General features: G+C 54.2%; 21 protein-coding genes. 13 read left to right on the forward strand and 8 right to left on the reverse strand.

Annotated elements, in window-relative coordinates; genetic code table 11:
* The first annotated feature begins 46 nt into the window (after nucleotides 1-46).
* The 8 genes from B723_RS06640 (at nucleotide 47) to B723_RS06670 (ending at nucleotide 6,588) form a co-directional block, all read left to right on the forward strand.
* Nucleotides 47-475, forward strand: a complete 429-nt coding sequence (locus B723_RS06640; protein WP_017335972.1) for a hypothetical protein — start codon at nucleotides 47-49, stop codon at nucleotides 473-475.
* Between the two features lies 1 nt (nucleotide 476).
* Nucleotides 477-977: a DotI/IcmL family type IV secretion protein gene (locus B723_RS06645; protein WP_031318241.1), complete on the forward strand. Its 501-nt coding sequence runs from the start codon at nucleotides 477-479 to the stop codon at nucleotides 975-977.
* Between the two features lie 14 nt (nucleotides 978-991).
* The gene (locus B723_RS06650; RefSeq protein ID WP_017335974.1) at nucleotides 992-1,417 is read left to right on the forward strand and encodes a hypothetical protein; all 426 of its coding nucleotides are present in this window, start codon (nucleotides 992-994) and stop codon (nucleotides 1,415-1,417) included.
* 379 nt (nucleotides 1,418-1,796) lie between these two features.
* Nucleotides 1,797-1,988: a hypothetical protein gene (locus B723_RS32855; RefSeq protein ID WP_144425206.1), complete on the forward strand. Its 192-nt coding sequence runs from the start codon at nucleotides 1,797-1,799 to the stop codon at nucleotides 1,986-1,988.
* Nucleotides 1,975-2,511, forward strand: a complete 537-nt coding sequence (locus B723_RS06655; RefSeq protein ID WP_017335976.1) for a hypothetical protein — start codon at nucleotides 1,975-1,977, stop codon at nucleotides 2,509-2,511. Before B723_RS32855 ends, B723_RS06655 begins: the two co-directional genes overlap by 14 nt.
* Nucleotides 2,504-4,696, forward strand: a complete 2,193-nt coding sequence (locus B723_RS06660; RefSeq protein ID WP_017335977.1) for a hypothetical protein — start codon at nucleotides 2,504-2,506, stop codon at nucleotides 4,694-4,696. The genes B723_RS06655 and B723_RS06660 overlap by 8 nt, the downstream gene beginning before the upstream one ends.
* Nucleotides 4,697-4,800: 104 nt before the next feature.
* The gene (locus B723_RS06665; protein WP_017335978.1) at nucleotides 4,801-6,225 is read left to right on the forward strand and encodes a DUF6035 family protein; all 1,425 of its coding nucleotides are present in this window, start codon (nucleotides 4,801-4,803) and stop codon (nucleotides 6,223-6,225) included.
* A gap of 12 nt (nucleotides 6,226-6,237) precedes the next feature.
* Nucleotides 6,238-6,588: a histone-like nucleoid-structuring protein, MvaT/MvaU family gene (locus tag B723_RS06670; RefSeq protein ID WP_017335979.1), complete on the forward strand. Its 351-nt coding sequence runs from the start codon at nucleotides 6,238-6,240 to the stop codon at nucleotides 6,586-6,588.
* Nucleotides 6,589-6,901: 313 nt separating this feature from the next.
* On the opposite strand, the gene B723_RS06675 is transcribed toward B723_RS06670, so the two are convergent.
* A protein-coding gene (locus B723_RS06675; protein ID WP_144425201.1) for an IS3 family transposase occupies nucleotides 6,902-7,989 on the reverse strand; the annotation gives its coding sequence in 2 pieces (ribosomal slippage) (nucleotides 6,902-7,737 and nucleotides 7,737-7,989; 1,089 coding nt in all).
* 221 nt (nucleotides 7,990-8,210) lie between these two features.
* On the opposite strand from B723_RS06675, the gene chrA reads away from it, so the two are divergent.
* The 4 genes from chrA to B723_RS06700 all read left to right on the forward strand — a co-directional run bounded on the left by chrA (nucleotide 8,211) and on the right by B723_RS06700 (nucleotide 12,665).
* A complete protein-coding gene (gene chrA, locus B723_RS06685; RefSeq protein ID WP_031318243.1) occupies nucleotides 8,211-9,416 on the forward strand; it encodes a chromate efflux transporter in 1,206 nt (401 codons plus the stop codon).
* A gap of 10 nt (nucleotides 9,417-9,426) precedes the next feature.
* Nucleotides 9,427-9,732 carry a PadR family transcriptional regulator gene (locus B723_RS06690; RefSeq protein WP_017335982.1) on the forward strand — a complete coding sequence of 102 codons (306 nt, stop codon included), beginning with the start codon at nucleotides 9,427-9,429 and terminating at the stop codon, nucleotides 9,730-9,732.
* Between the two features lie 582 nt (nucleotides 9,733-10,314).
* Complete coding sequence (locus tag B723_RS06695) at nucleotides 10,315-11,802, forward strand: SulP family inorganic anion transporter (RefSeq protein ID WP_017335983.1); 1,488 nt, start codon at nucleotides 10,315-10,317, stop codon at nucleotides 11,800-11,802.
* 11 nt (nucleotides 11,803-11,813) lie between these two features.
* Entirely contained in the window at nucleotides 11,814-12,665 is an 852-nt protein-coding gene (locus B723_RS06700) for a universal stress protein (RefSeq protein ID WP_017335984.1), read from the forward strand.
* Between the two features lie 102 nt (nucleotides 12,666-12,767).
* Here the strand turns inward: B723_RS06700 and B723_RS06705 are convergent, their stop codons facing one another.
* The 3 genes from B723_RS06705 to B723_RS06715 are packed head-to-tail and all read right to left on the reverse strand — an operon-like array spanning nucleotide 12,768 to nucleotide 16,414.
* Complete coding sequence (locus B723_RS06705; protein WP_017335985.1) at nucleotides 12,768-15,761, reverse strand: Tn3 family transposase; 2,994 nt, start codon at nucleotides 15,759-15,761, stop codon at nucleotides 12,768-12,770.
* 3 nt (nucleotides 15,762-15,764) lie between these two features.
* Nucleotides 15,765-16,175, reverse strand: coding sequence for a putative toxin-antitoxin system toxin component, PIN family (locus B723_RS06710; protein WP_017335986.1), 411 nt, complete (start codon nucleotides 16,173-16,175; stop codon nucleotides 15,765-15,767).
* Complete coding sequence (locus tag B723_RS06715; protein WP_017335987.1) at nucleotides 16,175-16,414, reverse strand: ribbon-helix-helix domain-containing protein; 240 nt, start codon at nucleotides 16,412-16,414, stop codon at nucleotides 16,175-16,177. Before B723_RS06715 ends, B723_RS06710 begins: the two co-directional genes overlap by 1 nt.
* Before the next feature lie 201 nt (nucleotides 16,415-16,615).
* Between B723_RS06715 and B723_RS06720 the strand changes: the two genes are divergently transcribed.
* Nucleotides 16,616-17,533 (forward strand): recombinase family protein, encoded by a 918-nt coding sequence (locus B723_RS06720; protein WP_017335988.1) that lies wholly within the window; start codon nucleotides 16,616-16,618, stop codon nucleotides 17,531-17,533.
* Nucleotides 17,534-17,850: 317 nt separating this feature from the next.
* On the opposite strand, the gene B723_RS06730 is transcribed toward B723_RS06720, so the two are convergent.
* From B723_RS06730 to B723_RS06745, 4 genes are read right to left on the reverse strand one after another with little or no spacing between them, the layout of a single operon-like run.
* Nucleotides 17,851-18,390, reverse strand: coding sequence for a hypothetical protein (locus B723_RS06730; protein WP_017335990.1), 540 nt, complete (start codon nucleotides 18,388-18,390; stop codon nucleotides 17,851-17,853).
* A 37-nt stretch (nucleotides 18,391-18,427) separates the two neighbouring features.
* Entirely contained in the window at nucleotides 18,428-19,132 is a 705-nt protein-coding gene (locus tag B723_RS06735) for a hypothetical protein (protein ID WP_017335991.1), read from the reverse strand.
* The gene (locus B723_RS06740) at nucleotides 19,129-19,920 is read right to left on the reverse strand and encodes a hypothetical protein (RefSeq protein WP_017335992.1); all 792 of its coding nucleotides are present in this window, start codon (nucleotides 19,918-19,920) and stop codon (nucleotides 19,129-19,131) included. The genes B723_RS06735 and B723_RS06740 overlap by 4 nt, the downstream gene beginning before the upstream one ends.
* Before the next feature lie 9 nt (nucleotides 19,921-19,929).
* Nucleotides 19,930-20,430: a hypothetical protein gene (locus B723_RS06745; protein ID WP_017335993.1), complete on the reverse strand. Its 501-nt coding sequence runs from the start codon at nucleotides 20,428-20,430 to the stop codon at nucleotides 19,930-19,932.
* Nucleotides 20,431-20,535: the final 105 nt, after the last annotated feature.

Consider the following 20,535-nt stretch of genomic DNA (forward strand, 5'->3'; position numbering starts at 1 on the left):
CTTCGGAACGCCTTGTTCCATTCATTCGACTAAACAGGAGCGTGTTATGAATTTCTTTGACGATGATGTCCTGGGCCAACTGGATCTGAATGAACTGGAGATAATGCGTGAGCGTGCTCACCATTTTTTAAGTAGAGTTCAATGTCAGGTTGAGCTAAAAAACTCAGCTGCCCGGCCACTTAGCCGGTTTACCTTTCAAGAGTCCGGGTTTGCCTTTTACGCAGAGAAAGTTGAGGGTGGAGTACTGATCAATCCAGCTCTTCCACCAAATTTCAGTAATAGAGACATTAGTACACGACCCTCGGAGGAACTTGAGCGGTGGTCGTGCCGCCCCTACATCGAGACCCGCGAAGTCCCGTCTGGTACTAGATACATTGTCAGCTGTCTCGATGGTGGCGCCTGGGATCGCCCCACGGACTGGGGTAGTTTCGCATCAATTAATGACGCATTGGTTTTCATCAGTGAGCGCTGCTGATATGAATCGATTGAAAGGAGTCCTGCCTGCGGTGGTAATGCTGGCCACCGTCCAGGCTGAGGCGGCGAACGACACGCTTCACCATCTCCCGCTCTTTGAGTTCGCAAATGGCTGCGTGGTGAAGGCCTTCGAGTTGAATTACGGCGCGCACGAGCGTCAACTCCAAGAACTACACGTTGAATGCCTCACAGATCCGGCATACAGGGATTGGCGTTCGAGCCTGCAGCGCGTAGGTATCCTGGATCAGCTGAAAAGCCCCAAAGCAGCACTGGTGCTAGCTGTAAACACCGGCCCTGGCCGGGTTACCCAGGAAGGCGTTAAAACCGTGGGTAACTTGAAACGCTACACCGCGACAGTTAGAACCCCGGTAGCAATCGTTTTCAACGGTAATGTTGATCGTGCGCCGAAAGGGTACGTGGAAACGGATGTTATCCGGGTACAGCAAAAAAACAGAATCTCTGGTTACGCGATTCACGCGATCCGCTTGAGCATCAAGAATTAAAAAGGACTGACATCATGAAAATCAAAATTTCCCTGGTAGTTATGGTTCTCACCGCCCTGATTGGTTGCGGTGAGTCGACAGGAAATAAAGTCATGCCGAAAGCAGCTACTACAGATGCTGTTTACAGTGAAAAGACCTCGCAGTATTTGGAGGAAGCGCTCGGGACGCCGAAGGCAAAACGAATAGAGCTTACGTTCTGGAATGAGGCGGCGAACCCTGACACTGGCTATCTCTCGCTCGTGGTTGACGGGGGTGAAAAAATTCGCCCGGTCGACAACCTAGGCGGCTATCGCCGCCGCACCGCCAGCTCTGAAGGCTTTAAGTTCATTTACAGTGATGGGGCCTGGAAAGCATATGTCGCCACTGGAGAAACATCTACTCACGGTGAAAATCCTCAGGAATTTTTCAACGAAGTAACCGGAATAATCCGCAGGTATTAGATTGAATCCTCTTCGCATAAGCCCCTCGCTAGGGGCTTTTTTGTGGGCGATAGTTAGAATTAATCATGTTATCAGAAGTTGGTTCGAGAATATTCGTTAGCCGTTGATTTTATATGCTCTCGCAATTGTAAAAGCATTTTTACTTTTAGTTAGATGTAATTAGATTTGGGTGTTGGTGTGTTTTATTGTTTTGGCGTGGGTTTACTTCAGCCTCGGAAATTTCTATTTATGTCACTACCAGATATCCAACGCGCTCTTGCCGCTCTACGCGAGATCCAAGTCAAAGCTGTAGAACTACCACCAAGCTGCGAGCATGACGGGCACGTCATCGCGGCTCTCGCGGTGACTGTTGAGCAGATCCTGAGCCGGGAGATTAAAGATGCTGCTTAAAGAAGCCCAAGTGAAAATTCCTCGCGCCATCGGTATTGGTTTGATTATTTATTTTGGTCTGGTTGTGCCAGGGCGGGAAGTTATCAGCCGTGTCGATCCAGTTACACACGTTAAGGCAGTTGAATCTGAAACTCCAATTCCACCCGTTTACTCGTCAGAGGTGAATCATGAGCAAAATTAAGACTGTCGCAGCTTATTTGACCGGCTATGCCCAAACAAAGAACGCTGTTCGTGAAGTTAAAACCTCGGCCAACCTGCCAATCAATTTTCTTCGCGGTCTCTGGGGACGAGTTCAGGAAATTCGACGTGAAGCCGAGGAAGCAAACGCACTGGCAAAACAGGATGATAAGGGCCTATGGGATGAAATGTGCCGGCAGCATGAAATTACCACGCAAAGCGTGCGGTTGAAGTACAAAGTCGCACTGTTCACCAATCTGATTCTTGTCCTTGGTGTCGGGCTGATTGTCGGCAATTTGCTGTCGAACATTGACGCGGGGGCGATGATGGTTTTCGCCAATGTCGTCTTTCTTAATCTTGTGCTGATGATCCTGTTCCAGAACGCTTATCGATTGAACATGGCTTACACACAATCTGCCCCTCCCGTTACGCAGTTCTTGAAGGATACCTTGAAGAATCCGACATTGTTAATCGGTCGCACTTTGCCGATGGATTATAAAGTTCGCTTGGAGCTCTCGAATGAATAGTTTCTCGCAACTTGTGCTTACCTGGATGTTCGGGCGCTGGATATTTGAAAATCCTGAAGTTTCTCAAGTAGTTGCGCAAGACGTAACGCCACTTACAATTTTCGCCGCCGCATTCTCGCAGCTGGGTTTGTTGATGTTTGGCGTGCTCGCCTCTTGGGCGATGTTCTTGGGGATTTTCCGGCTGAAGAACAACGGCAACTTCTTCGGAGCCAGGGACGGTAACGAGGCGTTTTTCTACCCGCTACGTGTAGTGGTCGCGTTGATCCTTGTCGCGCCAGTTGTCCCTGTTTCCAGTGCTGGAGGGGTGGCTATCACCCTGACAACTGGTCATGCGCTTATCGGCGGCGTTTCTAAAATGGCTGCCGATTTTGGCGACACGATGCAGCACAATGCATTCGAGCTGATGCACCGTCATAACCTGTTTAATGATCCAAAATTCCGCGTCGATGTTGATCCGGGCGTTGCCCTAGACATGCTGAATAGCTGGAAGCTGTCAGCTGCGCAACTCGCCGGCTTCGCTGTTTTTAGGGATCCGACTGAGGAGAAAGTCGTGGCCGGCCTCTCCGGTGAACAGCTTGCCCTGGTAGCTCTGCGCAATCGTTGGAATGAAGTCTATTTGAACTCTCACCCTGCAGGCGCTGGCGATGCCCAGTCGCAAGCGGCGGAGGCGTTTCTCAGTGCCGCTGGCCGATCGCTGCAGATCCCGCTAATCGCTCCGACAGACACCCTTGCTCGCGAGGTGACCCTAGGTGCCAATGGTCTGATCGACTCCGGCGCTGTGGATGACACTATCGGGCGTGAACTCGAAACTGAAGGGTGGTTTTGTCAGCTGGGTTGGATGAGTTCGATGACGTGCTCTGACGAGTTTGCCCAGGTCAAAGCGAATAACGCCGCTTCGATTGAAGCGGGCATTGCGGCCGCACAGCGCCAAATATGGATTCAACTTGTATCTCATGCCATGACTTACGCAAAGTCGCTTCAAGACGGTGGCGTTAGCCAGGCAGAGCATAAAGAGTATTTTGAAAAATCAATCAACTGGACAGCTCAGACTGCAGACTGGTACAGCAAAACTGTTGAAACCACGATTGCAAACACTTTGGCAGGAGACCAGGCAGAGCGTGCTGAGCCGTACTTTGATGAAGTGAAAAGTTGGGGCTGGATGCTTGGCGGTACTTTCGTTTTACGAGCGGCGAGCGACTTTAGCCGTGCCGCCAGCTATGCAGATGGAGCTACAAGCAAAATGATGCCTAAATCGTCACTGTCGGCTTTGACAGGCGGTGAGGTGCTATCGAAAGTGGTGGAACAAGAAACTCTCGCTCAAATTCAACCAGGTAATACGGGCAGCACTACAAAGTCGTTGCTAGCACGTGTTTTTAGCCTCGATATTCTGAAAGAAACGACAGGCCCAAGCATCCAGAACATTCACACAATAGCGGCCTGGGGCCGATCGCTTGTCGGTACTGGTATCGGTTTTTTCGCTGGGGGAAAAATTGCGCAGTACATGCCAGGTCTTTCCTCGATGACGGATGGAGCGCTTCCGAAATCAATCGGTGCTTTGATGATCATCGCTGGCGGGATGATCGGCTACGTTATGCCGTTGCTCTTCGCGGTATACGGACTCATGGGAGCAATAGGTTGGCTCGTAGCAGTGGCAACAACCTTTTTCGGAGTCACGCTCTGGAGCGCTGGCTTCGCCGCCCCAAAGGGTGAAGAGCACACGTCCCAAATGTCGGCGAAGGGCTGGAATGCCCTGATTTTCATTGGCCTTTACCCGGCCCTCGCGGTGGGCGGCCTAGCTGCTGCGATCGTAATTAGCGCCATCGGCTTGGCCATGGTCCAGGCTCTCGCGATGGGGATGTGGGGGATGTTTGACCCCGGCACTGCTGAAGTTGGACGTCCGCTTGAAAGCCTCGGCGGAATCCTAGTCGGTGGCTTGTTGCTCGTGGGTGTAATCATACTTGTGAGTTGGAATGTTGTTGTCACTTCGGCACAGCTCATCATGACCTTCCCGCGTACTGTGCTCAACATGATCTCCTTCTCCGAGCCAGGTCTGAACCCGTACGAAAACTCACCTCAGAATTTGATGGGCGGACTGGCGATGAGTGCTCGCCAGGTACTGACTGGCGCAGTGAGTCGAGCTATTAAACCGTCTCGTAACCCGACCCCGCCGCAGGGCGGCGGCTAGTAGTACCAGGCCCCGCTCTGCGGGGCCTTTTTGCAGTGATAGCTCGAGCTCAAAAAGCTACTATGAGCGCAGTACGCATCATGCATGGATGATGGAGAGCGCTCTTGACTACTGTTATCTCTGAGATTGCCGAACTTACAGAAACTCAGAAGCTCACTGAGATCATCGATTTGGATACAGGTCTTTCAATTGACCTGCAATCGTTTGTCTGCAGGCATGACAGGGAGGTTGTAAAAGCCAGAAATGAACTACGACGAAGATATCTAGTAGATCCAGAAAGTCCTTGGCTTGCCTGTGAGTTATGTGGTGCGGCCGTCCAGCTTGTTTGCCATACAGATCGCAAATACTATTTTAGGCATATGCCGGAGCAAGAAAATCGTGGTTGTCCGGTAAATACAAAGAACAAGCTGACACCAGATCAAATTCTGGCTGCAAAATATAATGGGGCTAAGGAAAGCTACGCTCATCAGCACCTGAAAGAAATTGTTCGGGATAGCATTATCGCTGACCCGAATTTTTCCAGTCCGCGCTTAGAAAAGATTTGGCGGTCAAGTAATTTTCTTGAGCGGGCTTCATGGCGAAAGCCTGATGTTCAGGTTGAAATGAATGGTCGTAAGTTTGCATTTGAAATACAGTTATCTACAACTTTTCTCAGCGTAATTGTTGAGCGGCGGGAGTTCTACCGCGCTGAAGGTGGTTCATTAATATGGGTTTTCCAGTCATTTGATCCGTCTCAAACTAGGCGGGCAGAAGAGGATATATTCTGCAACAACAATATGAATGTCTTTGTGGTAAGTGATGAAACACTTCTACGGTCTAGGAATAATAAAAGATTCTCGGTGGACTGTTGGTATCCGGTTCCATCATATAAGTATGGCTTGCTTGTGAACGAGTGGCAGAGTGAAAAGGTTTTTGTTGATGAGTTGACTTTCGACGTTGAAGATCAGCGGGTATATTTCTTTGATTATGAAAGCTTTCTCGCTGATGTAGAGTCGAAGCGGGCCAAGGAAGAGACTGCTCAGCAATTAGAAAAATTGCGTGAGCGCTTCGAGTCATTTTGGTTTAGTGAACGGCTAAGGTACGATTCAGATACGCCGCATCAAGAAGTGAAAGAGGAATGGAGCGCTTTTAAGCGGGAGTTGAGGGCTGCTAGGTTTTTAGGTATTTTGCCAGATAGTCATTGGTCGCCTCCTTTTTATAGTGTCATTTCACTGATGTTGAGCGCAAAATATGGTAAGCCAGTAGGGTACGGTTTTAAGACGCTGCTGGAAGTGACTAATCTTGCATTCACTTCATATAAAAAATTCCTTAGGCCTTTTGGTTTGGCGCTCCATTATTATGGGGCTGATAAAACTCTAGATGAACAAGATCGGAAAGGAACCTGGAGGAAGCGGAGGGAGATCATACGAAATGCGATGAAGGAGAGTAATCCGGAATACAAACAGTCTGTTGAGTATAATCTGTCCATTGCTTTCCTTCTTCCCAGAATATCTGATAAATTGAATCCTTTAAATTTAAATAATAGATAATTAGGAGGTGTTGTGAGTAAGCTTGCAGAATTCAAACGTCTTGAAGCTCAACTGGCAGCGCAGTTACAGCAACTGGATGCACTGAGGAATGATGCTGAACTGAAAAAAGAAATTCAGTTCGAGGAAAAGCTGCGGGCACTGTTAGCTGAGTACGGGATGAGCTTGAGAGATGTGATTAACATCCTTGACCCTTCCCCTCGCTCCACTCCTGCAGTTGTGGTGCAACGCCGTCAGCGCCAAATTAAGGTCTACAAGAATCCCAACACAGGTGAAGTCGTCGAGACAAAGGGCGGTAATCACAAAGTACTGAAGGCTTGGCGGGAGCAGTACGGAGTTGAAGCTGTGAACTCCTGGCTGCAATAAGCTATAGAGTTAGGGGTTTGGGGAGCAATGGAACCAAAAACCAACGTAAGCCCGACTAGCTCCGTTCAGAGCCCTCTTCCCAGGCATCCGACTCGATAAAACCATTGCGCAACTTGACCACCCATTGGCGCCGTTATTGACCAGCCGGCTGCATTCTTGACCAGTTATTTGCATTCGGAGTGACCAGGAGGGGGGCAATAGAGAAAACGGAAAAAATCGTACGCTAAGGCCAAGCGTGTTTTGCTAATGAACTGTGCTAGCAGACAAAACCAGCGGTAATCCCCCCATTTTTAGCACTCGCCAGAAGTAGAGGTCAGGCCGCGCGGGCCAACTTCTGTTTGGGGGTGATGCCTCCCAGGGCCATGTTTGGTCGTTCGTGATTGTATGTCCACATCCAGCGAGTTGCATGTTCCTGCACCTCGGCGATCGACTCGAACAAATAATGCCCCAGCCAGTCATAACGCACCGTGCGGTTGTAGCGTTCGACGTAGGCATTCTGCTGTGGATTTCCTGGCTGGATGTACTCCAGGCGAACGCCGTGCTTTTCCGCCCAGAGCACAAGCTTGCTGCTGATGTACTCTGGGCCGTTGTCACTACGGATGGCCTGTGGTTTACCGCGCCACTCGATGACTTGATCCAGTGCGCGCACGACACGCTCCGCAGGCAGTGACAGGTCGATATCCATGGCCAGGGCTTCGCGGTTGAAGTCGTCGATCAGGTTGAACAGACGGAAGCTGCGGCCATCGGCCAACTGATCGTGCATGAAGTCCATCGACCAGCAGTGATTGATCGCCTCTGGCACCGCCAGCGGCTCGGGTTTCTCCCGCACGATGCGTTTACGCGGTTTGATCCGCATGTTCAGCTCCAACTCTCGATAGATCCGGTACACCCGTTTGTGATTCCAGCGGCAGCCTTTCACGTTGCGCAGATACAGGAAGCACAGGCCGAATCCCCAATTACGCTGGTTGTGCGTAAGCCGGATCAGGTGATCGGCAATCTCGGCATTTTCCGAGGACAACCGTCGCTGGTAGCGATAGCAGGTGACGCTGACCCCGAAGGCCAGGCACGCCTGCTTGATACTGACCCGGCCAGAATGAACGGCCTGCTGCGCCATCTCGCGCCGCTGAGATGGCTTCACCACTTTTTTGCCATGGCTTCCTGGATGATCTCGGCCTTCAGGCGCTCTTCGGCGTACATCTTTTTGAGGCGGCGGTTTTCTTCCTCCAGCTCACGTAGCCGGGCCATCAGCGAGGCGTCCATGCCGCCGAACTTGGCGCGCCACTTGTAGAAGGTCGCCGAGCTGATGCCGTGCTCGCGGCACAGCTCCGGGACTGGGCTGCCGGCCTCGGCCTGCTTGAGGATGGCAATGATTTGGCTGTCCGAAAAACGCGATGTCTTCACGCAAAATTTCCTTGATCCGATTAGGAGAAAATTCTACTTCTGACGAGTACTGATTTCAGGGGGGATTACCCAGCGGCTAGCACAACATCGATTACTTGCATTGCGACACCCAGTACGAATTGCACGGTACTCCAGTCGTTTTGGGCAGCTATAAAATCGAATTTCGTTATCGAAGTTCGATTATTATGGATTAATCTGTGGAAAATCAGGTAGGCCAACGCATGACTAATACCTCCACCGATGACCGCAGCCCATGGTCGGTTTTTCTTATTTTTCTACGCCTTGGATTGACCTCCTTCGGCGGCCCCATCGCACACTTGGGATATTTTCGCGACGAGTTCGTCACGCGACGGCGCTGGTTGTCTGAACGCAGCTATGCTGATTTAGTGGCGCTGTGCCAATTTCTTCCAGGCCCAGCAAGCAGCCAGGTCGGCATAGCGTTGGGGCTATCACGGGCTGGATATAGCGGGGCGCTGGCTGCTTGGACAGGCTTTACGCTGCCTTCGGCCGTAGCTTTAATCCTGTTCGCGCTGGGCATTTCCAACTATGGGGATTCCGTTTCGCCGGGCGCGTTGCATGGCCTAAAAGTGGTGGCCGTTGCCGTAGTCGCCCAAGCGGTATGGGGCATGGCGCGCAACCTGTGTACGGATGGGCTGAGAGTCACAATAATGGCGATTGCCGCCTGTGCTGTCCTGCTCGTACCGTCCGCGTGGGGGCAGGTTGGTGTGATTGCTGCCGCAGGCATCATAGGCCGACTATTGTTCAAGCCAGCACATACTGTTGAGCACGACCCACTACCTATCACGGTCAGTCACCGGGCCGGCGCACTTTGGCTATCGTTATTTTTTGCCCTGCTGATTGGCCTACCGATCTTGGCAAAATTGCTGCCAAGTCCAACGATGGTGGTAGTGGACGCCTTCTATCGTGTGGGGTCACTAGTGTTCGGTGGTGGCCACGTTGTGTTGCCGCTGCTGCAAGCCGAAGTGGTGTCCTCCGGCTGGGTCAGTAATGAATCCTTCCTCGCGGGGTACGGGGCGGCTCAAGCGGTGCCCGGCCCATTGTTCACATTCGCCGCGTTCCTTGGTGCTTCGATGAGCACCGCTCCCTCTGGCTGGGTCGGCGGTATTGTGTGCCTACTGGCTATCTTCGCACCCTCTTTTCTGCTGGTTGTGGGAGCCATGCCATTTTGGGAGCGCCTGCGTCGCAATACAGGCATGCAAGCCGCGCTGGCTGGGGTCAATGCGGCGGTGGTTGGCCTGCTGCTGGCCGCGTTCTATCACCCTGTATGGACTAGCGCCATATTTCAGCCGCAAGACTTTGTCTTGGCCCTGGTCGCCCTTGTCGCACTGATGTTCTGGAAGCTCCCGCCGTGGCTAGTTGTCGTCGGCAGCGGTGCAGCGGGTTGGCTGTTGAGTATCGCGCTGTGAGGCACGAAAAATGACAGATAAAGACCTGTACGGCGGGTTGATCCGCCTGCACATACTTCACCATGCAGCCGAGAAGCCCGTCTTCGGACTGGGAATCATCGAAGAACTGCAACGACACGGCTACGAGCTGAGCGCCGGGACGGTATACCCAATGCTGCACGGGCTGGAAAAGAAGGGCTATTTGACCTCACGCCACGAACGCACCGGGCGACGTGAACGGCGTGTCTATGAGATCACTGAGCAAGGCCAAGTTGCGCTGGTCGAGGCACGTGCAAAGGTTAAGGAACTGTTCGGCGAGTTGATCGAAGGTTGCTGAGTTTACGGCTTCAACTCGGCGTCAGGCGGTTCACTGGCACCGCGTCAGACTAGGGCCGCTTTCTGCATTTTCTGACGCCAAGGCGTCAATCTCTATGGCCTCAACCTGACAGGCCGAATGCTTAGCGTACGATTTTTTCCGATTTCTCTATCGACCCCAGGAGGATCTGAATTGATCTCTCCACCATGTGTACACTGCCTGACAGCGGAGTTCGTCGCGGTTTAATCTAGAAAGACTTGCCCTAGGGAGATCAGCACGGCTGGAAGAACTGACCCAAACGAGGCAGCAGGTCGCATTTGACGATATCTTCACTGTATACTTTATCGCTCAGCCATACCTCTTGAGCTACAGGAACACCAGCATGACTGTACTCCAAACGATCTACTGGCAGCCTACGCCGCCTTAGCGCTACGCCCCCTCGCAACATCTCGCTTCCGCTAGTTTCGCTCGCGGTCGCGTACTGCTGTATGCCCGGTTTTTACACCCAAGGCACACAGCCAAATAATCCTCACAACTTGAATTCGTATCGACGCGCTCGCCATCTGCCTGGTGTGCGTGTGGTGCATTGCCTTGGATATTCTGATGCTGCAATCGCTCAAACAAACGTGGTTTTCCAACGTCCGTGGAGACGTGCTCGCGGGGATCGTGGTCGCGCTCGCGCTGATCCCGGAGGCCATTGCTTTCTCTATCATTGCCGGCGTCGACCCCAAGGTCGGTCTCTACGCCTCCTTCTGTATCTGTGCTGTCATCGCCTTCGTCGGCGGTCGACCCGGCATGATCTCGGCAGCTACCGGTGCGATGGCACTGCTGATGGTCACCCTGGTAAAAGATCACGGGCTTCAGTATTTGCTGGCAGCCACCTTGCTCTGCGGGGTGCTTCAAATCCTCGCTGGATACCTGAAACTGGGCTCTCTGATGCGCTTTGTTTCGCGCTCGGTAGTCACAGGCTTTGTGAATGCATTGGCGATTCTGATTTTCATGGCGCAGTTACCTGAATTGACCAACGTGACCTGGCACGTTTACGCCATGACCGTAGTGGGCCTCGGAATAATCTATCTGTTTCCGTATGTACCGAAGATCGGCAAGCTGATTCCCTCGCCGCTGGTGTGCATCCTGGCCCTGACGGCCATTGCTATTTACCTCGGTCTGGATATCCGCACTGTGGGTGACATGGGCGAACTGCCGGACACGCTGCCGATTTTCCTGTGGCCTGAAGTCCCGCTGAACGTTGAAACTCTGCGCATCATCTTCCCGTACTCAGCCGCTTTGGCCGTAGTAGGTCTGCTTGAGTCCATGATGACCGCGACCATCGTCGACGATTTGACCGATACCACCAGCAACAAAAACCGTGAATGCAAGGGTCAAGGCATTGCCAACATCGCTGCCGGGATGCTCGGCGGTATGGCAGGCTGCGCCATGATCGGCCAGTCGATCATCAACGTGAAATCCGGTGGACGTACCCGTCTCTCCACATTGTGCGCGGGCATTTTCTTGCTGCTGATGGTCGTTTTCCTCGGCGAATGGCTCTCCAAGATCCCGATGGCTGCATTGGTTGCTGTGATGATCATGGTATCCATCGGCACCTTTAGCTGGGATTCCTTGCGCAATCTGAAAGAGCACCCACTGTCGACCAACCTCGTCATGGTCGCGACCGTTGTGGTGGTCGTGGCAACGCATAATCTGGCTTACGGCGTGTTGGTCGGCGTACTGCTGGCTTCGTTGTTCTTTGCGAACAAGGTCGGACATTACCTCGATATCAAGAGCAGTCTTGAAGAGACGGAGTCGCATCGGACTTACCGCGTGGTAGGCCAGGTGTTCTTCAGCTCGGCAGACAAGTTCACCGAAGTTTTTGACTTCAAGGAAGCGCTCAACAAGGTCACCATCGATCTGACACAGGCGCATTTCTGGGATATCACCGCCGTCGCCGCGCTGGATAAAGTGGTAATCAAGTTCCGTCGCGAGGGCGCCGAGGTTGAAGTGCTGGGTCTAAATGAGGCCAGCGCCACAATCGTTGACCGCTTTGGCGTGCATGACAAACCTGGCGCCATCGACAAGCTCATGAGCCACTAAGGAGATCGACAATGACCCACGTAATGGCATGTATTGATAACTCACAATCCTCATTGGCGGTCTGCGACTACGCAGCATGGGCGTCGCAGCGACTCAACGTGCCTCTTACCTTGCTTCACGTATTGGATGAAGAGAAATACCCAGCAGCAGCTGACCTAAGTGGAAATATTGGTCTCGGCAGTCGAGAGCATCTGCTGGAGGAGCTGGCTACATTGGATGCCCAACGCGCCAGACTCGCTCTGGAACAGGGCCAACACATGCTGGAAAAGGCCAGGGAGCGAACGGTCATTTCCGGCGCTGCGTTTCCTGAGCTGAAGCAGCGCCACGGACACTTGGTAGAAAGTCTGAGCGACCTTCAGGAGGATATTCGACTGTTGGTGATAGGAAGAGTGGGTGAAGACAACTCACGCAACGCGCACAGCCTTGGCAGCCAGATAGAAGCTGTAGTGCGAACAATTCACCGGCCTATCCTGATCACAGCCAACAGCTATAAAAAGCCCGAAAAGGTGATGCTCGCATTTGCCGGCAGCTCCACAGCCTACAAAACCATCCAAATGTTTGCCGCCAGTTCGCTTTGCAAAGACTTGCCCATTCATCTTGTTACGGTCGGTGCAGATTCGGTGAGCAATCATGAGGCACTGGGAAAAGCACAAAGCATGCTTCTCTCGGCTGGCTTCCTAGTCCAAGCTGAAATCAGACAAGGTGAGGTGGAGTCGGCTCTGCACGATTATCAGACAGAGCACGGCATTGATCTGCTGGTCATGGGTGCCTATGGGCATTCACGCATCAGGCAGTTTTTGGTAGGAAGCACGACTACGACGATGCTTCGAACAGCCACCATGCCTGTATTGCTGCTGCGCTGAGATAACTCTCTAAGCCACAGTGTTTCTACTTATTGAGAAATGCTGTGGTCAATCCCATCTAAGCTATCTGACAACATAGCCCACTGAGTTCGACCTGCGCACCTAAATATCGTCGTCTGGATTACGCAGTGGCCGTAGCTCACCTCGGGCGACCTCTTCTGGTACCGCGAAGGAGTACCGTCCCAACATATTGATGTGCTCGAAGATCAGCGGCGACAAACGAGCCAGGTCTTCGTCCTGTACCGGGTAGCCGTGCTGCTTTAACCGCTCCACGGCAGCCGTCATGTAGAGGGTATTCCATAGCACAATGATATTTACCACCAGGCCCAGGGCACCGAGTTGATCCTCCTGGCCTTCTCGGTAGCGCTGGCGAAGCTCGCCTCGTTTGCCATGGAACACGGCGCGAGCCAGGCTGTGTCGGCCTTCGCCGCGATTCAGTTGGGTCAGGGTGGCGCGGCGCTTGGACTCATCATCAATGTAGGTCAACGTATGCAGGGTTTTCTCGATCCGTCCGAACTCTGCCAACGCCTGGGCCAGACGGGTCGGACGATCTCCCGTTTGTAGGGTGCGCATGATGCCTGTCGCCGGCACTCGGCCAAGTTTGAGTGAGCCAGCCAAACGCAACAGGTCATCCCAGTGCTCGGCGATCAGGTCGAGCTTGACTGACTGGCGAGCAAGTCCGTTGAGCTTGCCGTAATCCGCGTCCGGGCGGGTGCGCCAGAAGCGGGTACCGCCGACATCAGCCAGGCGCGGGCAGAAGTGATAACCGAGCAGACGGAATAACCCGAACACCACATCGCTGTAAGCACCGGTATCGGTCATGATTTGTGTGGGCTGCAATTCGGTCTGTTGTTCCAGCACAACCGCGAGCAATACTAGGCTGTCGCGCAGGGTGCCGGGCACCGTAATGGCGTTAAGACCGGAAAACTGGTCGGAGATCAGGTTGTACCAGGTGACGCCCCGGCCGGTACCGAAATACTTCGGGTTAGGGCCGGCATGTACGGTACGCACAGGTACGACAAAACGCATGCCATCGGCGGAGGCCACCTCGCCGCCGCCCCAGACCTGAGCCAGCTCCAGTTGACTCTGCGCAGCCACCAAAATGGCATTGGCTGCCGACAGGGTATCGTCACGGAGATAGTTCTGGCTCACCCAGGACAGCCGGTCACGGCGCAGCGCTTGGTTGTCGTTGCGAGTCAAGGGCTCCAGGCCGGTGTTACAGGCTCCTCCCAAGAGCACTGCGCACAAACTCGTCACCAAGTTGTCGGCCCGCGCATTGCGTTCGGACACATGGGTGAAGGCTTCAGTGAAGCCGGTACGAGCGGCGATTTCTAACAGGATTTCCGGCAAATCGACACGCGGCATCAAGTCGGCCACGGCTGCACGCAGTTGCAGCAACGAGTTGGGCTCTTCCAGCTTCTCCAGCGCTCCGAGGGACAGCTCGGTTTTGCCCTCTGTATTCTCACTCAACTGGATCGCAGGATTGTCGGGCAGGCGAGCGGCGACTGCGTACCAAGTCGCATCCAGCTCGGCAGACAAGGCGTCCAAGGTGGTTTTGGCGTCCACAGTCAGGCCCAGTGAGCGACAGATGATCGGTCGCGCCGACAGCCATTCTGCACCATCGAGCAGACCGATACGCGGGTCGGCATAGCGCCAACTGGGTGCAACAAAGACATCGCGGCGGCGTAGGGCCGTGCGTAGTGCATCAAGCGTGCAGAAGACATAGGCGCCCATGTCGAGGGAGCCATCTTCGCGAGTGATGTGGTTCTGCCAAGCCTTGGCCACGATCTCCTGCGGCACGTCATCCTCCGGCTTCCTGCGAGGCAAGTTCAGTTGCAACCAGTCCAAACTAGCCGCCACACCCTTACCCGCCGGGCTGAAGCCGAAGCGAATATGTTTCAATAAGTCAGGAAGGAAACGGCGCACGCTGCGGTAGCGCTCCTCCAGAGCGAGGTAAAACACATCGTTGGCCGGACGGATCAACGCATTGACCTCTTCCAGGGCTTTCTCCAGCGTGACACGTGGCAGGTCGTTGAACAGCCGGGCACGGACATTGTCATCGCTGATCGAGCTATCCAGCACGACCTTGCACGCAGCGGCGAGCATTGCCGCCGAGCGATCCAGGTCTTTTAGACTACGCAACCGAGCCTTCTTGTCAGCCTTCTCTGCGTTGTTGAAGATATCACGCAGTAGCGCTTCCAGAACTTCCAGAGCATCGTCGTGCGCACTGGCTTCCAAGGAAACCGCGAATGCCACCAACGTCGCCAACCGGCGCGACGCCGGCAGTCGATTGATGGCCGTGACCTTCGCGGTGTTGGCAAAGCGAGCCAGGGCGGCAATGCGGCTGGGAGGGATATGCGCAGCTGCCGGTAAGGCGATACCCAACCCGCGTACATCATCCAGCCGACGCAGCGCCCGAACCAGTGCAGGGCCACTGACCATCACCGGGCCGGAGCGTAGTTGATCCAGTCGGGAACTACGGTTGCCTTCGGCCACCAGAAGCAAGTCTTGTAGGTGCTGTCTTTGCTCCTCGGTCACGCTGCGGCCCAAGGTGTACCAGAGGCGTTCTTCAACCCGGCTACGCAGTTGGGCAATGAAGCGCTCTAACTGGGAAATTCCGGGCAATAGGACTTTCTGTGTGAGCAGCCATGAGGTAGCTCGTTCGAACAGCACGCCAGGACGATCAGTACCAGTCCAGCAAAGGGCATACAGCCATCGGCTCAAACGAAAGCCGATGCCTGGGTCAGTAAAGTGGCGATAGCCATAGCGCTCTTGAATATCGGCCGCATGTATCCAGCGACGATGATCGCTATAACGTACAAGACAGTCAGGGTCGGCGATTGCCAATTGCCGACAAAGCACAAGCAGGACTTCCACCGGCACAGCCGTGGGTTTGTCCGGCAAAACACCGACGAAGCGAACGGTAGTCAGCAGAACGGCATAGCCCAAGCGGTTATGGTTGCCCCGTAGTACCTGGACGGCTTCACGGTCTTCATCGCTCAGGTGGAAGTAGCGCTCCAGTTCATCACGGCTGGGCGCATCGATGTAGCGACCAAAGCCGTCGCGTTGCTCCTGAGTCAGAAAACCAACCGGCATCGATCACAGTACCTCGGCGCAGAACACGGCGGGGGTGACAATCCGCGTGCGTTCGATATGTCCGCGCTGCAAGAGGCCTGCGCGTCGATCACCGGTTACTAGGTAGTCCGCATTGCCCGCCAAAGCCATGGCCAGCAGAAAAGAGTCATCCGGATCATCGGCTTCAACCTCAATGGTCAACCGCTCCAATACCACGGCGCGTTGCAGGTTATTGATCATGGCCCCCACTTTGGCAGGCTGAAGGATGGCCTGAAGCTTGGGGTAACGACTGGCGCGACGAATTTCGTCGAGCTGTGCCCGTGAAGTCACCACCTCGAAGCGAGCTGAACGCCAGGCCCGATAGATCGCATCAGGAGACCCATGCGGTGAGATCAGCGCACTGAACAGAATGTTGGTATCCAATACAACCCGCATCAGCGCTTACGCGCCCAGTCGAGCGCTTCTTCAACCGCTTCGGTCAGTTCGGCCTCACTCAGATGGGCATTGGAAACCTTGGCCTGTTCGGCGCTCAGCTCCAGGATGTGTGCCCGCACCGCTTCTTCGATGAAGCGCGACAGGTCGCCCTTACGGCCACCGCCTTGGCTGGCCAGAAACATGCGAAGCGATTGGTCGGTGTCGGTGGAGACGGCGACGTTCCAGCGAGTGGTATTCATGACTTTTTCCAATGTTAGGTGTTTATGTGTTTATACACTCGATCCTCACTGCGCCGCAACGGTTCGATAAAACCCTCGTTTTATAGAACTTTAACGGAAGACCTGCCCAGCTCCGAGTTAGCCCATATTATGGTTTTAAATACTGGTATCGTTAATCAAGGTTCTATTTTCAATTTCTCTGTTGAGTAAACGGTACTTTTGATGAAAATTGGCTATGCGCGGGTGAGTACTCGGGATCAGAACGCCGACCTCCAGATCGATGCTCTGACAAAGGCAGGGTGCGAGCGGATCTATCAAGACGTTGCCAGCGGCTCAAAAAGCGCACGTCCGGAACTGGACAAATTATTGGTTCATGTACGGGCCGGTGATGCTGTGGTGATTTGGAAGCTGGATCGTCTAGGGCGCTCGCTCAAGCACCTGGTCGAACTGGTCGGTGAATTGGCCGCTCGTAACGTTGGCCTGCAAAGTCTGAATGACCCCATCGATACCACCCACGCGCAAGGCCGCTTTGTGTTCAACCTGTTCGCTTCATTGGCAGAGTTCGAACGTGAGTTGATTCGTGAGCGCACACAGGCAGGCTTGTCCGCTGCACGGTCACGTGGTCGAGTCGGTGGCCGCCCGAAGGGGCTGCCCGCTCAGGCGGAAGCGACCGCTATGGCCGCAGAAACGCTGTACCGAGAGGGTCGGTTAAGTGTGAGCGCCATTGGCAAGAAACTGCACATTTCCAAAAGCACGCTTTACCGCTACCTCCGGCATCGCGGCATAACGATCGGCGTACCCGCAAAAATCACCCAGCATCTCAACATCACGGTCCCACCGGCAGTGGACAATGCCGAACGGATCGCGACGGTCATATTGCGCCTGGCCGTCGAGAACAACAGCAAGTTCGTGCGTGGTAAAAAACGGGCACTGGAGAATATCGAGCGTTACTGCCTGGAACCTTACGGCATGAAGCTGCTTGAGTCGGGCAACTACGCGCTGAGCATTCCCTATCGCAACGATGAGGCACTGGATAAGACGGTACATGATCTGCTGACCGAGATCAGCCAAGAGGCCGAGATGCGTAATTGCTTTATCGAGGCGGATGCCTGGGAAGAGGGCTCTGAGCGGAGGTGGTAGGGCTTATGTTGGTTTTTGGTTCCATTGCTCCCCAAACCCCAGTTACAAGACAAAGGGCGCATTTAGCGCCCTTTGTTGTTTTCCCTCATCTTCAGTTCGGCCTTGATGGATGGCCATTCCGGGGATGCCTCTAGTTCCCGAATTAGCCGTTCATGCTCAGGCTCCGGTACCAGAGGCAGCCAGCGCTGCTGTTCAACATCTTGGTCAGAGGTGCGAATGTCGCGTGTGAGTTTGGCACCGGCTCCGGCGAATCGCTTGCGCACCTCGTCCTTTCGTGTTTTTCGACGCGGATCGGCTGGCGAGAGTTGCCGCTCTCGTCAGCCAACTCTTCGCTCCGCTTCTGTTGCCTTTGCAGCTGCAATCCGCGCGCTTTCGAGTTGCAGGGCGCGTCCTGCATCAGCAATTTTTGCCCGAGTATCTGAGTTTCGAACACGTTGCTCAAAATGCCTTAGCTGGGGCATTCGACCCGTCACGCTTACTTGTTTCATGTCCGAATTCATCGCATCCATGAAACTCCCAAGTCCCGGAAAAAGCGTTTGGCTGCTTTCGTTCAGCGCATCCCCGCTCGCAAGAGCGGCGCGCAGAGCCCGGTTCTCTGTTTCAAGCCGAGCAATACGGTAGTCAGCCGCAATCAGTCCGACATATAGGACCGCTTGGCCTGGCTGCTTTAAGTCGTAAAGCCCGCCGAAATCGTCTAGATCCCTCGACTGAAATGGCACGTCGAACACTCCAGGCATGCATTCCTGGAGAGGGCTTGCCCCCGCAGGACCAATGAAAGCTGCGGCTAGAGCCGCGGCCGCATCCGTCACGCGCTTTTTCCGGGCGCAAGAATCTTCGTCATCGTCACGATTGCTCATGCGATTTTCCTCTCTACATTGCTGTGGTTTGGCGTTATCAGCGCCGTTCGTGAATCGGCCTATAGATGATTTCAGATGCCAAGAAATCTTCGATCTGGGGGGCCAGGTAGAGGATGGACAACACGGCCCCTAGGATCGCCCCGGTAGCAAATTTGGCTAAGCTCCACTTACGTGCCGTCGCTAGGTGCTCAGCAAATCGAGCGTTCAGAAGGTCGCGTTCGTTATTCAGTGCAATGTTGTGCTCTTTAACTCGCTCGCGAGTGGCAGCCAGTTCTTTCACTGTCCGCTCTAGCTCAGCTTGTAATGCTTTGCTCCGATCTTCTGCTGCCTGGCATCGTTCCAACGATGAGATGTCGATACACTTCTGCATTTCTGTGAGCGCATTTTCAACCGCTTCCAGACAGCCAGATTTCATTGCCGCCTCGTAAGCGACACGAAGGATTCGCGTCGTGTCGGAGAGCAAAGCGCGCTCAAGAGATTCCCGGAAAGCTTGGGACTCCTCTGGGCGAAGCAGTTGTCGTGGCAAAGCTTTTAGCTGCTCATGCAACTGTGCAGCATCAGCTAGGCGATCGGCGTATAGCCCGACGCTGTTACCAGCGGCACCAATTTTTGATGCTAGCGACTCCGTGAGCTCCAGCAGGCCGGGCTGCGTTCCCACGCCCTCAAGGCGTACGACTAGCGTTCGGAGCTCGTGCACCAGGTCGAAGATGCTCTGGATGCTGTCATCGCTCAGGGTGCTCATGCAGCCTCCTGGTCGGCTCCCCGGAGCTCGTCGAACTTGCCATGCAGTTGCTTGATCCAGGTGCTAGCTTCTTTCGCGATCGCCACTACCTCGACCAACACCATGCAGCGGCGAGCTTCCTTGCCGTTCCCCTTACGATCGAGGGTCAGGCTTTTTTCTCGGAGTTGAGCAATCAGGTCATCGGCGCCGTCGGCAATTTCTGGCAGGGTTTTGCCGAAATTACGCGACAAGCCGTAACCCTCGACGCCGGGCATGATGAGGACCGGTACATCGAGATCTTCGCCGAGGTCGAAAACGTCACCGTACAGAGCTCGGATGCGGCGGTCGTTCGGGTCTTGGGTCTTGCGGCTAAGTCCGTTGAGAACCAGAACAATTTTTGCGGAGGGCTCATCTTCACGGATTTTGTTGATTGTGCGCTTCGCATTCTCTACGTCCTGACCCACGTCCTTGACAGGAACCAGGATCAGATCGAACCGGCCGAGAAGGCCATTTCGGCCCATGGCTGCAAGCGCCGCCTCCGCAGTCTGGTTACCGATGTCGAGCACGAAAGATTTACCGGCGAACTCCTCGAAAAGGTCGAGGACGGCAAAGCCGGCATCGCCGTCAACAATGATCTGGCGTGATTCGATCTTCGAGCTGTTCATCCAGCGCGAATCGACGTTCTGGTCGTCGAGCTCAATCAGCGTACCAGTGCCCTCGCGGTCCAGAAGATATGTTGTGGCCACTTGCTGGGCGATGGTGGATTTGCCGACGCCACCTTTGGTCGAGGTACAGAGAATTCGAATCATGGGTTACTCCTAACTTGAGTGGTCTTTTCGCCCGAGCACCTGCTCGATGAGCGAGTTCACGTTTTCAGGTTTCGCCTGTTCCGCGGCGGCCGGTGCCTGTGTTGTAGGCTGGGTTTCAAATTGAGCGTCTGGGTATTGTTCTTCTCCGGAGTAAGGGTTGATGCCTTTCGACGATCCGATGGCCATACACTCGCGGTACTCTGCCGGGAGATGCTTTTTCAGGAAGGTGCGCAAGCTGTGATAGCTGACCATTACGCCTGCCTGCTCCAGCAGATCGAGCATCTCTTTAATCGATAGCCCCAGCAGCATCATGGATCTCAGCTCTGCTATTCGCGGTCGGAGCACACGAGTCGCGTGCCCACGAGTACGCGCGGAGTCCGTCCCTTCAAGGGCCTCTGCCTTCTTTTGCGCGATTAGAGCCCGTAGCCGGTCTGTCACCGCCTTTTCCTCCTCTGCCATCTCGCGCAGGTATGCATTGATGTCTTCTTCGTCTTCGGGGCGCTTGAACATTGAGTTTCTCCTGTAAGTACAAAGGTACGCATCGATTCTATCGAGAATCTCTAAAGATTCCTGCGTGATGCCTCTATAGCTATCAGGATGCTTGATTAACGCTAT

Origin of the sequence: Pseudomonas fluorescens NCIMB 11764 (assembly GCF_000293885.2) — a bacterium.
Classification (GTDB): domain Bacteria; phylum Pseudomonadota; class Gammaproteobacteria; order Pseudomonadales; family Pseudomonadaceae; genus Aquipseudomonas; species Aquipseudomonas fluorescens_B.